Origin of the sequence: Aliiglaciecola litoralis (genome assembly GCF_039523355.1) — a bacterium.
In the GTDB taxonomy this organism is placed as follows: domain Bacteria; phylum Pseudomonadota; class Gammaproteobacteria; order Enterobacterales; family Alteromonadaceae; genus Aliiglaciecola; species Aliiglaciecola litoralis.
Map to the genome: position 1 here is coordinate 200,875 of NZ_BAAAFD010000001.1, position 13,784 is coordinate 214,658.

The following is a 13,784-nucleotide window of genomic DNA, read 5'->3' on the forward strand; positions in this document are numbered from 1 at the left end:
GAGGTTATGAACAATGCAACCCGCGTTTTGGCATCATTAATCGAGCAATAAGAATTAATATTGGTTAACGTGGTGTCTTTACGGTTTGTTAATCTCTTTATTAAATTGATGAATAATATTTTTGATTTTCTCGCCATCCGATTCGGGCAAATAACGCGTATGAGCAGCAATGTATTGCGGATCTGAATAAAGCGTTTTCATGGCCGTATTTACCGATGATATAAGCTCTCGACTCTGCTGCGTGTCACTGCATATGAAATGACCGCTAACGTATGCTGGATTGCCTTCTATTTGATAAGCGCGAACATCAATAGGAATATCGTCACCGAAGTTTTGATATAGAGCAACCGGAAAAACAATTGCGTAATCGGTACGATTAGAGATGAACATGCGCATAAACGAGTGATAATAAGCTTCATTTGCAATTGGAATAATCTGTTGCTGATTTACCTTTGCAAGATCAGAATCAATTCGCTGTCCAAAAGAATAATTTTTTGGCTTAAGCAACCTTGAGTCTGGTTGTGAGTTGAGTATTTCATGGATATTTCTCACCTCGCCTTTATCATTTAAATAGGATTTCTCGATAGGCGGTAAGCTTGCGACTTGATATAACTTTTGAGTTTCAAAGAAATTTAGCGGTAACGAAAACAAATAGCTTTTTAGTCGTTGCGGGGTTTGTATTTTATTTACCACACAAACGGCATTACCTTTATCCATATAGCTCAGTGAACGAGCAAAGGGTACGTTTAAAATATTTACGTCCCAATTTAAACGCTGCATCAGAAGCGCTACTGAATCAACACTTGCGGAGATCTGACTATTAACTAGATTGGCTTTTTCTGTAAGCTTAGGTTCGTCTGAATGCAGTTCGAATTCATGGGGAAAACTAGAGTGGTGCTGTGCTTCTAAAGCTTTTGCGTTAAAGCCAAACAAAATATTGATGACTGTTATCGAAACCATACAATAAGAGAACGACAGTTTTTTTATTATTTTAGCCATAGAGTCCGCATTATGTTTAAAATATCCTTAGTGCTGTTCGCACTCTTAACCTTAAGTTGTAATCTGACAAAAACGAAAGGTATCCACTATTCCATATTAAGCACTTTTTTACTTTGCGTAACTACGTCTTTTATGTATCCATGAACAAATTTCCATTATGCCAATCATTGTCGATTAACAATTATAAATAGCCAAACACCAACTCGCCAAATTCTTTATCAATCTAAAAACAATTTGTATCGCTTAATTCTGCCAAAGATCAAGATGGATTCATCAAAGCAAACATCAAATCATGTGAATCTAAACTTAAACACTTTGTGTGGCATTTTAGTTCAATGCAATTACATTGCTACTTGGCAAAAATAGACCAACCCGTATGTTTAACTAATAATTCCAAGGCTTCGGTACCCAATTTGCTATTGCCGATTTTATCTAAGCCAGGCGACCATACCGCAATAGATGCCTCTCCAGGAGCTACTGCGAGTATACCTCCCCCAACACCACTTTTGCCTGGCAGGCCAACGCGAAACGCAAATTCTCCGGAGCCGTCATAGTGACCACACATTAACATCAATGAACTTATACGACGAGAACGTTCTGGCGAAACCACACGCGTACCATAAATTGGATTCGTCCCATCAAACGCTAAAAACAATCCTGCATGAGCAAGCTGTTTACAATTCATAGAAATAGAACAGTGATGAAAATACGTGCCCAAAACATGTTCCACAGGATGGCTAATGCGATCAAATGATGCCATAAAGTGGGCTAATGATGCATTACGATGACCCGTTTCAATTTCAGAACGAGCGACTTTCTCATCAATGCAAATACTTTTGTCGTTCGCTAAAAAACGCACAAACTCCAATATTTCAGCCAAGCTCTCTTTAGGTTGGTGACCGCTCATGATGGAATCGACTACCGCAATAGCGCCAGCATTGATAAATGGGTTACGGGGTTTTCCCTGCTCGTGTTCAAGTTGCACAATAGAATTAAAAGGGTCACCCGAGGGCTCTCTTCCAACATGAGACCATAGATGATCTCCTAACTTGCCAAGCGCAATGGTTAAGGTGAAGACTTTTGAAATACTTTGGATCGAAAAAAGTGTATCGGCATCACCTGTACTAAAGGTTTGACCATCTGGCAGCACAACTGACATAGCAAATTGGTTAGGATCGACACAGGCTAGCTGCGGAATATAGTTGGCGACTGTCCCCCTGTCAGTGCGCTTACGCATTTCTGCCGAAATTTCATCTAATATATCTTGCAATATTTAGGTCCTTTACTCAGTCACAATTTCAATCAGTAAGTATGCCATCGATATTATGACGAAGTCGATTTTAAAAATAAATAGACTAGCTAGGGCTGGGTGAATGAGGATGCTGTCGCAGCGCCGCTGTGCTGTGATTGAACGACATTCAGGGACGAATGGCTGGCTGTTGCACCATGGATAGGTTCAACCTAGTCGGTTAACCGCCTAATACTAATTAGTATTCAAACACAATAACATCACGCGAAGCGTCGGTTTAAGTCCGTACTTATTTTAAAAATGAAATTTTGATTTGAATAAGACGTTCTAGAAAAGAGAAATGGTGCCCGGGGCTGGGTGAAAACGGAAGTTGTCGCTGCGCAGCAGTGATCCGATTGAACGACATTCAGGGATGAATGGCTGGCAGCAGTACCAAGGATGGGTTCAACCTAGTCGGTTAACCGCCTGACAATGATTAATCATCAGACACAATAACATCACGCGAAGCGTCGGTTTAAGTCCGTACTTAGTTTAAAAATGAAGTTTTGATTTGAATAAGACATTCTAGAAAATAGAAATGGTGCCCGGGGCCGGACTTGAACCGGCACGTCCTTACGAACGAGGGATTTTAAATCCCTTGTGTCTACCAATTTCACCACCCGGGCATCGGATGAACTCATACATGAGATGAGAGTTTTTTTACTTTGTGGACCGAACTTCGTTCGGTACCTTGTGGTCACTACCAGCATCCTGCTTCACGTGACACTTGTGCATCCTGCACGTCGTCTACCAATTTCACCACCCGGGCATCGGATGAACTCATACTTATGATGAGAAGTTTAGCGATATGGAGGCGGAACCCGGAGTCGAACCGAGATCCACGGATTTGCAATCCGCTGCATAGCCATTCTGCCATTCCGCCAAATTTGGAGCGGGAAACGAGACTCGAACTCGCGACCCCGACCTTGGCAAGGTCGTGCTCTACCAACTGAGCTATTCCCGCACGCCACTGTCTTTTACAAGTCAGTTTTCACAACATTTCGTTGTTCCGAAATGTGAGGCTGCATTCTACCGTCAAAGGACTATCTGTCAACTACAAAAACCATGATTTTTAATCGTTTGCTTGAAAAATAACTTAAACGCTTTAATTTCAAACAACCATTATCAAAGTTGCTTGTTCATATCTTCTTTCGTTAGGTTTTTCCAAGCCGCTATTGTGTAAGTCACCATAGACCAAACCGATAACACGGCTGCAAAATATAATAATAATTTTCCTAGGACAACCCAATATATTGGGAAACCCATAAAATAATCTAATTCTGACAGTAGTCCAATTAGTGCCAACATTTGCGCCATGGTTTTTGCTTTACCAATAAATGACACTGCAACAATATCGCTTTTACCGTGCTGCCCCATCCATTCTCGAAGTGCCGAAACATAGACTTCACGAGACATCAGCAAAATTGCCGGCACTGTAATCCAAACGGAAGCATAAGTATGGGTGATCATTATCAGTGCTGCCGCCACTATCAGTTTATCTGCAACGGGATCTAGAAACGCACCAAATGCGGTTGATTGTTTTAGCTTGCGCGCTAAATAGCCATCGAACCAATCAGTAATAGCGGCTAGCCAAAAAATAAATGCGCCAGCTTGATGAGCCCATTTCCAGTCAAGGAAATAAACCACAACAAAGACAGGGATCAAAACGACCCTTAGCATGGTAATAATGTTAGGAATTGTCCACATACTTCTGTTTATTCCATGTAGTGTTAACGATACTTGTTAAATTATGAATGAATATGCTCATAGATGGTATCAGCCATCTCTTCACTGATCCCAGGCACTCGAGCAATTTCATCTCTGCTGGCCTGCAAAACCCCGTGTATACCACCCATATATTTCAATAAACTTTGGCGTCTTTTAGCCCCGACCCCAGGAACAGATTCCAATACCGATGTGCGTTTTGCTTTTTGTCGTCTTTGTCGATGACCGGTAATAGCAAAGCGATGCGCCTCATCTCTGATATGCTGTATAAGGTGTAAGGCCGGCGAATCAGCAGACATCGGTATAGTATCATGATTACCGGCAAGGATAAGAGTTTCCAAACCAGCTTTTCGACTAGTGCCTTTGGCGACACCAATCAATAATGGTTTTTTATGTCCTTTCCAATTCTCAAAATGATCTTCTGCCTGGGCTAACTGTCCTTTACCACCATCAATAAACAAAATATCCGGCATTTTCGTTTCATCAACACCCGTTTTATACCGTCGCCCCAATGCTTGCGCCATTGCAGCGTAGTCATCACCAGGTGTTATCCCTTCAATATTGTAACGTCGATAATCCGCTTTAAGTGGTCCCTCTCGATTAAACACCACGCATGAAGCGACAGTTTGTTGACCCGAGGTATGACTGATGTCAAAGCATTCCATACGCTGTATAGGTTGTTCAGACTCAAGAACCTTTTCAAGTTCCAAATATCTCGCGAATACTGATTTTTGCTGATTTTGCTTAGCGTCTAACGCATTTTCAGCGTTTGTCATAGCGAGCTTCAGATAACGTTTCTTTTCGTCTCTGGCGCCTTTGAAAAACTGTACCTTATGTCCGGCTTCTTTACTTAACAAAGCCGTGATAGCGTCCTCATCTTCTAATCCAAGCGGTATAACAATTTGTTTAGGGATGGTTTTATTGCCTGCCAGATAAAACTGCAGTACAAAGGATTGTAAAATCTCCTGCGGAGTAGTTTGCGCGGGTACTTTTGGGAAAAAACTCTTACTTCCTAGCAGTTTATTATCCCGAATAAATAGCCCTTGAATACTAGCAATGCCGTTTTTATACACAAAGCCTAATACATCCATTTCTTGTTCGTTGCCACTTACCCATTGTTGTTCTTGAACTTTATTTAATGCACTAATTTGATCCCGATAGCGCCCAGCAGCTTCAAACCGTAACTCGCTACTGGCGACTTCCATTTTATCTACCAATGAGCCAATGACTTGCTGGTTCTTCCCTTTTAGGAACAACTTGGCGAGTTTTATTTGTTCTTGATATTCTTCATCTGTTACTAACCCTTCGACACAGGGTCCCGCACATCTTTTCAATTGATATTGCAAGCAAGGGCGTGAACGAGCCCGATAATAACTGTCTTCACATTGTCGTATTGGAAAGAGCTTTTGCATTGTGCGTAAACTCTCACGCACAGCCCAAGTACTGGGATAAGGCCCGAAATATTCACCTTTATGCTTTTTAGCACCGCGGTGCAAGCCTAAGCGTGGGTGTTGATGATCGGACAAGAATATAAAGGGATAAGATTTATCATCACGCAGCAACACGTTATAGCGCGGTTTATATTTTTTAATAAAGTTGTTTTCAAGAATGAAAGCTTCGGTTTCACTATTGACCACAGTGACGTCCATGTCGACTATCTGTCGCACTAGCGAACGGGTTTTGATGCTATCTAAGTTTTTACGGAAATAACTGGCGACACGTTTTTTGAGGTTCTTAGCCTTCCCCACATAGATCACCTCGTTTTTATCGTTGTACATACGATAAACGCCAGGTTTGGAAGTGAGATTTTTTAGGAAAGCCGCACTATCGAACGCGTTGGCAACTTGTTTTTTTGATGACTCTGATTCTTGCACGGTTAATTATAATTGATTGGAATCGATGAGTTTGTGTCGCAAGGCTAGGTGCGTGAGTTCAACATCTGAGCCAACATGGAGTTTATCGAACATGCGGTAACGATAAGTATTTACCGTTTTTGCACTGATATTGAGCTTGCTAGCAATATCCGGCACTCGATTGCCTTTGGTTAACATGATAGTAATTTCGAGTTCTCGTTTAGAGAGTTGATCGAACGGATTCGTGTCATTTAGGTTTAGTTGGCCAATCGCTATTTGTTGAGCGATCTCAGGAGCAATATAACGTTGACCGGAAGCGACTTTGCGAACCGCATTGATCATCTCTTGCGGGTCGGTTCCTTTTGTTAAGTAACCAAAGGCGCCCATCTGCATTACTTTAGCCGGAATAGGGTTTTCAGTGTGCACCGATAACACTACGACTTTAGCGTCTTGGGCATAATGGATAATTTGTTTGGTTGCTTCTAACCCACCTATACCGGGCATATTCATGTCCATCAACACAATATCTGGGGGAGTAGCGCGACAAAATCTAATCGCATCCTCACCACTACTGACTTCGCCAATGACTTTGAATTCAGACACATCTTCTAGAATCCGACGGATCCCAGTGCGAACTAACTCATGATCATCAACCAATAACAATTTAATCAAAATCCACTCCAAAAAGGATGCTGCTTACAAATTTAAAATATCACAAACCACGGTGAAATTGCAGATAAAATAAGGACTTTGCAGCCCCATACCGACAACATTGTAGTTTCGCCATATTAACCAAACAAACGGGTTAACAGCAACGTTCCAATCCGCTTTGTTGCCCAAATACTATTTTTGATTTGGGCTTTCTTTAATATACAAATCGTGTTTTGAATAAGGGATTTCAATCTGATTTGCTCTAAATTGTTTGAGTATTTTGCAATTTAAAATGTCAATAATCCGTCCTTTCAAAGCGGGTTTGTCAATCCATACCAACAGTTCTATATCAAGGGCTGAGCCACTGAATCGTCGAAATCGCACTCTAGGTTCAGGATCGGTGCATATCGACTCTTCGTTTTGTGCTATCTCCATCAATACTGAGCGCACTAGATCGATATCTGAATCATAAGAGACACCAACAGGAATTCGACAACGTGATTTCTCATGCGGGCCGCCAGACTCATTAATAATTTTAGTATTTCCCATAACCGAATTGGGAATGGTAATTTCCACATCGTCTCTGGTTAACATGCGTGTACTGCGAATACCAATATGGGTTATTTCACCGCGCTCTGTGGAGTCCAAAACAACATAGTCTCCTACTTTATAAGGAGCGTCAGCCATAATAAATACGCCGGAAAATAGATTAGCTAAGGTATCTTTAGCAGCGAAACCAACCGCAATCCCGACAATCCCTGCAGAGGCTAACCACGCCGTCATATCAACATCCCATATTGAGAAAATCCAATAAACCGCAAGGACTACAATAATGATGTTAATTATATTCTGGAATAAAGGCAGCGTTTTATGGTTAATACTTTTAAATCTATCTGGGTGCAAAACTAGGCTATTAAGTAAAACGCGATTTCCTTTGAGTAAAAACAATGTCCAAAAAAGCATGCCGATTGAAATTAAAATCGAGGTTCCAATAAATAATACCAATGGTTCAGGATCTAAAATTAACAAAGCGCTCGACAGGCCTATCAGCAAAAAGGTGAAGTAAATAGGCGTATGGAGTAAATCTAATAGCCCATTGAGCTGATTAATCGGAGTGCGAGACATGAGTCTCTTTAAACCGGCAACCACGATATACTTGAAGATTGACGCGATAACGAAGGAGATCATGATCACCATCGCGGCTTGCATCATATGACTATCACCAAATGTTTCTAATATTGGAGCAATAAATGATTGAAATTGTTCAAGCATAAGTCTAATCGGTTCCTTATTTCCTTTGTGTACTAGCCTAACGGATCATTAGCCTGCTGCACTACATTCAATTCTTTTGTGGTTGTTCTACAATCTATTAGTTCTCAAAAGCTATACAGAGTAAAGTAAAAATCTCCCCCGCTCATTTAAGTGAATACTAAAAACTTTTTAATCTAGAGAGCTACTGAAATTGAAAGGCACTTGTTCAAAGTCTAGAGGCCTTTGCTATCGTTCAAAAGCCGCCTAGACTTTTCTATTTGGTCAGGTTCAGCCCTTGCCTTGGGTCCTATTTTTATGAGGCTTGGCATTTTTTTCGATAAAATCAATGACCATCCCAGCAACATCTTTATCAGTCGCTGTTTCAATGCCTTCTAAACCTGGCGATGAGTTTACTTCCATTACCACGGGTCCATTGCTAGAACGTAATAAATCTACCCCACACAGGTTCAAGCCCATGATATTTGCAGCTTTAACGGCTGTTTCACGCTCTTGCTTGGTTAATTTTACAATTTGTGCGCTGCCGCCTCTGTGCAAATTGGATCTAAACTCGCCTTCTTGTGCTTGGCGTTTCATCGCCGCCACAACTTTATCTCCCACAACTAAACACCGTATATCCGCGCCACCGGCTTCTTTTACGTATTGTTGTACCAATATGTTGGCGTTTAACCCTCTGAATGCCTCAATAATACTTTCCGCGGCCTTGGCGGTTTCACCTAATACAACACCAATACCTTGGGTGCCTTCTAATAATTTGATCACAACCGGAGCGCCACCCACGGTTTCAATTAACTTTTTAATATTGTCAGATGAATGAGCAAATTGGGTTCTAGGCAGGCCTATGCCCTTTCTAGACAATAACTGCAGGGAACGAAGTTTATCTCGCGAACGGCTAATCGCAACAGATTCATTGATACTATAAGTCCCCATCATTTCAAATTGGCGAACCACAGATGTACCATAAAAAGAAATTGATGCGCCGATACGAGGAATAATCGCATCAAAATACTCTAGCGTGTCACCTTTGTAGCGAATTGCCGGTGCGCTGCTGGCTATGTCAATATCACAATGTAGAGCATCTATTACGCGCACTTCATGGCCACTTTTCTCTGCTGCTTCTATCAGCCTACGGGTTGAATACAATTTTTTATTACGTGAAATTATACCGATTTTCATTATTTCCCCACCGTGAATACCTACCACTTCCGTTAGTGGTATAAGTTAAATTTTAATATAGCTTGGGTTTTGCTTTTTAGATACAAAATCATGCGTTAACAATAACGAAAAAGAGGAAAATTAATTGAGACTTGTCATCATATTTGACAAAGAAAAGAAAATGAGAGGTTGCCCGCTATTTATTGGGGGGAAATCATAAAAAGAGCGTAACAAGGTGTTAAGTTAAAACCTTACATTTGCTAGTGTTTTTATAGCCTAGTATCAGGACAAATTATTTTAGATGCTGAAACGTGGGTTAAATCGTTTTCTGAAAAAGACGTTAATGAAAGCGCATTTAATTCTGCTAAGCCCGGTATCCCGCCTTGCGCGGATGCTTTAATAGCGTATAACGCGTTTGGGTTAACTTTGATGACATAGCCAAATGCGCGCTGCAACAAATTGCTCGTGGTAATATTTTCTTTAACCGACATCGCTTCACTGAAAATTGGTTGTAAAGATTGTAATTTTGGACTTAGAGAAAAAGAAACTACGTTTTCATCGCTTAATTCTGACTCGCGAATCGGTAGTATTTCGTAGACATCGAACTGTATAGAATCGATCGTCAGTGGCACACCACCGATATTCTCGATCGTGTAGAGACCACTAATCGTACACAAATTATTATCAGATCCCCACAACTTAGTTCCTTGGTTGAAATTTAGTAACGTACTGGCTTTAGGGTACAATCCATCTTTCCCTAATCTAGCGGCCTCCAATTCATATTTACTCTTGGCTAGTTTGACTTCTGCTGCCTGTTTTTCAATCCAATCAGTACCGATTGTCAAGGTCCAAATAGCAGCGATAATCATCACTAAATATTTGATAATAGATTCGATTCTTTTAAATTGCGCATCAGTTAAGCTGAAGATCTTTTTAAAGACACTTGCCATGGTGTAGTCCCTTTGCTGAATCAATAGAACAAGGTTTAGTCTTTTACAGGAAGCTAAGGAAAGGTTGCTTTAATCGTCCATTTACCATTCGGCTGCTGGATTTTTTCCACTTGCGCGCCTTCGCTTTCATAGTCTTCGATAACTTGATCTACGTCACTAGTCGGAATGTCCGTTAACTCTTCTGTTCTAGCCATTTTTTTCAATCCTTATTGTATAGGTATGTCAGCGACCGCTTTTTCTCTTGCATCAGAAAATAATTCCGAACGGAGAAAAAACGTAATTGAAACATTATCTAAGTTATTAGTTTTCATCCAACTCTTGATGGCATCTTGGTTTGCGGTATTGATAACTTTGCCATCTGGTTTCCAATAACTACGAATCAGATCCCCGGCTTTATCTTTTTTGTAAGATGATTTCAATATCATCGAGATTTCTTCGTCAGCTTCTGCTTTTAATTCACCCGCTTGTTTATTAATTTCATTGACTGCGCCTATCACGGTTCCTACTTGAAAATAGTTTTCAACATCTATTAGTGCTCTCATCAATGAATAGCTCGCAATATCAAGCTCCATACCGGTATAGATTGCCACTAATTGCTTTTGCCGATTAGCCTGCATTTGAGACACTATTGCAGTTAAAGTTGAGTCGTAATAGGCATTTTTATCGATGGAAGATTTCACCCCTGTAACCGTTGCAGAGGTTGCAGAAATTATCGCTTGTGAACTAGAAACCGTTGATACAGCACCCAATGCGCCCAAGAGTAAGACGGTGGAATCAGCACCAATGTTGAGTTTTTTGTTTTCTGAGGAGATATCTTTGACGAATTCATTAAAATTTAAATCGATTGCGCGGACTCTAGCGGATAACACTTCATTTCTGTAGCTGCGTTTTTCAGCATTAGACGACTTTGCGTTGTAAGTGGTTATCACATTTGGTGCAAAGTAAGCTTGCAATGTTTCTAGTTCAGACTCTATATCAACTGATCGCTCAGGCGTTCCGGATATACTTGAGCAACCAACAATTATAAAGGCAAACAAAATGATGACGAATTTAGTAAACATGGCTACTTTCCTTGTCTGTATTTATTGATGTTTAACATCGTCAACAATAATATGTTTTTATCGACAGCACTTAACGGAGATATCGCAAGGAACAATCGCTAATTACCGCTGATGTATGTGATTTTGGCTATTAGATTATTTACCTATCGAGCACGCTTTTAAATCACGAATAAAAAAGCATGCTTAATGTATAGACTACTTTAGTGAAATTAAGTAGTGATAAGTTTGAATAGCGTCATCTCCGACCTACTGCATATTCATTCATCGAAACCATCCCTTTATCGCAAAAATATACAAGCTAAAGGACATACCTGCAGCTACACAGAAGGACACTTCTGCAAGAGTGAGGGGCCAAGGGTTATCGAGTAAGTTCATCCCCAACATCCCACCGGTGATTGCTGGAATAAGTGTCAGCGTTGTGAGAATTGCCAACAAACGCATGACTTTATTCATCTGAAAAGAGGAAATATTTAGGCGCAGATCGACTAATGCCGACAGGTTATTTAACAGGTCATCAACACTATCATAAAGACTGTCCGCATCATTGAATAGAATCGTAAATAGTGTTCTAGGAGGTTTCGCAAAGCCCTTTATTGAAATTGGTTTCTCAGACAGTTGTCTAATGGCCTGAGATAAGTGTTTTACATTGCTGCGGACACGGGTTAATTCACTGCGTAATTTAAAGGTACTATCCAAAAACTCTTTATCACTGATGCTTTTTTGCTGTGCATCGATTTTAAGTAATGCTTTTTCTAAAAGATCGATTATTTCCGTGTAACGATGGATTACTGTTTTTAAAAATGCCCAAGTAAAACACGGTAAAAGCGGCAGTTGATCAACAACTTCTTTACTTTGCAACATGATATCTGTGGTTAGCGTTATATTTTTACGGGCTAACACCAAAATATTATGATCGGAACCAACCAATAAGATCCCATCTCTTGAAATCATTGGAATATGATGCTTGCCATTGCCACTCACACTGGGTAACCAGACAAATAAAGTGGTGTATTTGTCCATTCGTTCAATACGTGGAAACTGCGATTCAAACAATAGCCTCGATAAACTCGAATGTGGCACTTTAAGTATATCTGCGACTTCATTGAGATTGTTGGGCTGAATATTGCCGGCAAATAACCAGTCTTCGTCATGATTCTTAAGGCAACTAATTATGGTTTCCCAAGTAACAACTGTGGCATTACCACTGGTAAAATTAACCGCTTCGACAGGCCCTTGAGGTGCATCCTGAGTGCTAATGGATGTTACATCAGTCGTTATTACGCTACGTATTTTTGCACTAAACAAAGCAATTCGGATAAAGCGCAACAACCTTAGCGACAAGGCATGCTTAAACTGATCCCCCACAGCAGGCAATAACGACATAAACCCGATTAAGATGATGAATGCATCCAATATGCGCCAAAAGCTCAATACAAATTTCTTTTTATCTGGTGCCAACAAAAGACTTAACAGATATTCAGCTAAAAAAGTGACTAGAATGAGATTTTCGACGAAGTTGATTGTCGCTTCTACGTCTTTTGATAACGTAAAAATAAAAGGGGTAATGGCTAAAAATAGCGTGACCATTGCCAGAAACCCCAACAAGGCATCACTTAACAGCTCATCCCACTTATAAAGCACCAACGTCGAAGTTGAATGTGGTGCAGATGGTTCTTTGATTAATGCCATGGAGATCTCAACTGTGGATTTTTTGTACTTGATTAACGATAGTACAGTAAGTCTCTGGCAAACAAATTCTTTTTTAGAATCCTGTCTTGATAAATGCCTTGCGTCTTAATCGACTTAAAAATCAATGCTAAAACCTTCACAAATCATGTGGAGCTGATCATTATGGTCTATTCAAGCACATCCCTGTCCTTGCCCCTTCGGGCGCCTATGGCGGTACAAATTGTTCCTGACAATTTGTCGAACCGTGGGGCTTCTCACCCTCCCTATAAGCAAATATTGAAATACAAAAAAAAGACCTGCTTCTAGGAGGAAGTTTAAAACAAGTGTTTAAATCTCACCAACGGGATTCACTCAAACACATCCCTGTCCTTGCCCCTTCGGGCGCCTACGGCGGTGCAAATTGTTCCTGACAATTTGTCGAACCGCGGGGCTTCTCACCCTCCCTATAAGCAAATATTGAAATACAAAAAAAAAGACCTGCTTCTAGGAGGAAGTTTAAAACAAGTGTTTAAATCTCACCAACGGGATTCACTCAAGCACATCCCTGTCCTTGCCCCTTCGGGCGCCTACGGCGGTGCAAATTGTTCCTGACAATTTGTCGAACCGCGGGGCTTCTCACCCTCCCTTTAAGTAAATATTGAAATACAAAAAAAAAGACCTGCTTCTAGGAGGAAGTTTAAAACAAGTGTTTAAATCTCACCAACGGGATTCACTCAAGCACATCCCTGTCCTTGCCCCTTCGGGCGCCTACGGCGGTGCAAATTGTTCCTGACAATTTGTCGAATTTAGTTCGCACCAAGACGTCCCTCACCGCCATATACGAAAAAACCCGCTACAATGAGCGGGCTTTTCGTATATGGCGGAGAGGGAGGGATTCGAACCCCCGGTAGGGATGAACCTACGTCTGATTTCAAGTCAGGTGCATTAAACCGAGCTCTGCCACCTCTCCGAAGTGGGGCGAATATTAATGACCTTTTATGGGCTTGTAAAGGGGCAATTTAAAAAAATTGTTCAACCGCTTTAAGATTGCGCAATTTGATGGCTTTTCAAGCAACTCATAGCTAGTTACATAATAAGCGTACGATAATACTTGAAAAACGGAACCAAAAACCATACAACTAGACTAATTACACAATACTGTAGT

General features: G+C 40.8%; 11 protein-coding genes and 4 tRNA genes. All 15 read right to left on the bottom strand.

From position 1 onward, the window contains the following. Positions 1 to 78: 78 nt before the first annotated feature. Entirely contained in the window at positions 79 to 999 is a 921-nt protein-coding gene (locus tag ABD036_RS00875) for a transporter substrate-binding domain-containing protein (RefSeq protein WP_343855686.1), read from the bottom strand. A gap of 349 nt (positions 1,000 to 1,348) precedes the next feature. Further along, positions 1,349 to 2,269, bottom strand: coding sequence for a glutaminase (locus tag ABD036_RS00880; RefSeq protein WP_343855687.1), 921 nt, complete (start codon positions 2,267 to 2,269; stop codon positions 1,349 to 1,351). A 557-nt stretch (positions 2,270 to 2,826) separates the two neighbouring features. Further along, positions 2,827 to 2,913, bottom strand: a tRNA-Leu gene (locus ABD036_RS00885). 183 nt (positions 2,914 to 3,096) lie between these two features. Continuing rightward, positions 3,097 to 3,170, bottom strand: a tRNA-Cys gene (locus ABD036_RS00890). A 5-nt stretch (positions 3,171 to 3,175) separates the two neighbouring features. Next, a tRNA-Gly gene (locus tag ABD036_RS00895) sits at positions 3,176 to 3,251 on the bottom strand. Positions 3,252 to 3,412: 161 nt separating this feature from the next. Next, on the bottom strand, positions 3,413 to 3,994 hold the full coding sequence (pgsA, locus tag ABD036_RS00900; protein WP_343855688.1) for a CDP-diacylglycerol--glycerol-3-phosphate 3-phosphatidyltransferase: 582 nt from the start codon (positions 3,992 to 3,994) through the stop codon (positions 3,413 to 3,415). 41 nt (positions 3,995 to 4,035) lie between these two features. After that, complete coding sequence (gene uvrC, locus ABD036_RS00905) at positions 4,036 to 5,886, bottom strand: excinuclease ABC subunit UvrC (protein WP_343855689.1); 1,851 nt, start codon at positions 5,884 to 5,886, stop codon at positions 4,036 to 4,038. A 6-nt stretch (positions 5,887 to 5,892) separates the two neighbouring features. Next, positions 5,893 to 6,537 (bottom strand): UvrY/SirA/GacA family response regulator transcription factor, encoded by a 645-nt coding sequence (gene uvrY / locus ABD036_RS00910; RefSeq protein ID WP_343855691.1) that lies wholly within the window; start codon positions 6,535 to 6,537, stop codon positions 5,893 to 5,895. A gap of 171 nt (positions 6,538 to 6,708) precedes the next feature. Continuing rightward, positions 6,709 to 7,788: a mechanosensitive ion channel family protein gene (locus tag ABD036_RS00915; protein WP_343855692.1), complete on the bottom strand. Its 1,080-nt coding sequence runs from the start codon at positions 7,786 to 7,788 to the stop codon at positions 6,709 to 6,711. Positions 7,789 to 8,055: 267 nt separating this feature from the next. Next, positions 8,056 to 8,961 (bottom strand): 30S ribosomal protein S6--L-glutamate ligase, encoded by a 906-nt coding sequence (gene rimK / locus ABD036_RS00920; protein WP_343855693.1) that lies wholly within the window; start codon positions 8,959 to 8,961, stop codon positions 8,056 to 8,058. 248 nt (positions 8,962 to 9,209) lie between these two features. Beyond that, positions 9,210 to 9,890 carry a hypothetical protein gene (locus ABD036_RS00925; RefSeq protein WP_343855694.1) on the bottom strand — a complete coding sequence of 227 codons (681 nt, stop codon included), beginning with the start codon at positions 9,888 to 9,890 and terminating at the stop codon, positions 9,210 to 9,212. A 53-nt stretch (positions 9,891 to 9,943) separates the two neighbouring features. Further along, on the bottom strand, positions 9,944 to 10,084 hold the full coding sequence (locus ABD036_RS00930; protein WP_343855696.1) for a hypothetical protein: 141 nt from the start codon (positions 10,082 to 10,084) through the stop codon (positions 9,944 to 9,946). A 12-nt stretch (positions 10,085 to 10,096) separates the two neighbouring features. Then, positions 10,097 to 10,951, bottom strand: a complete 855-nt coding sequence (locus ABD036_RS00935) for a hypothetical protein (protein ID WP_343855697.1) — start codon at positions 10,949 to 10,951, stop codon at positions 10,097 to 10,099. A 261-nt stretch (positions 10,952 to 11,212) separates the two neighbouring features. Next, entirely contained in the window at positions 11,213 to 12,640 is a 1,428-nt protein-coding gene (locus ABD036_RS00940; RefSeq protein WP_343855699.1) for a CorA family divalent cation transporter, read from the bottom strand. A gap of 857 nt (positions 12,641 to 13,497) precedes the next feature. Next, positions 13,498 to 13,589: transfer RNA gene (locus tag ABD036_RS00945), tRNA-Ser, on the bottom strand. Between the last annotated feature and the right edge of the window lie 195 nt (positions 13,590 to 13,784).

Coding starts and splice junctions, on each gene's coding strand:
- ABD036_RS00915 (WP_343855692.1), bottom strand. CDS start 7,788: ATGCTTGAACAATTTCAATCATTTATTGCTCCAATATTAGAAACATTT.
- pgsA (WP_343855688.1), bottom strand. CDS start 3,994: ATGTGGACAATTCCTAACATTATTACCATGCTAAGGGTCGTTTTGATC.
- ABD036_RS00935 (WP_343855697.1), bottom strand. CDS start 10,951: ATGTTTACTAAATTCGTCATCATTTTGTTTGCCTTTATAATTGTTGGT.
- rimK (WP_343855693.1), bottom strand. CDS start 8,961: ATGAAAATCGGTATAATTTCACGTAATAAAAAATTGTATTCAACCCGT.
- ABD036_RS00940 (WP_343855699.1), bottom strand. CDS start 12,640: ATGGCATTAATCAAAGAACCATCTGCACCACATTCAACTTCGACGTTG.
- ABD036_RS00930 (WP_343855696.1), bottom strand. CDS start 10,084: ATGGCTAGAACAGAAGAGTTAACGGACATTCCGACTAGTGACGTAGAT.
- ABD036_RS00925 (WP_343855694.1), bottom strand. CDS start 9,890: ATGGCAAGTGTCTTTAAAAAGATCTTCAGCTTAACTGATGCGCAATTT.
- ABD036_RS00875 (WP_343855686.1), bottom strand. CDS start 999: ATGGCTAAAATAATAAAAAAACTGTCGTTCTCTTATTGTATGGTTTCG.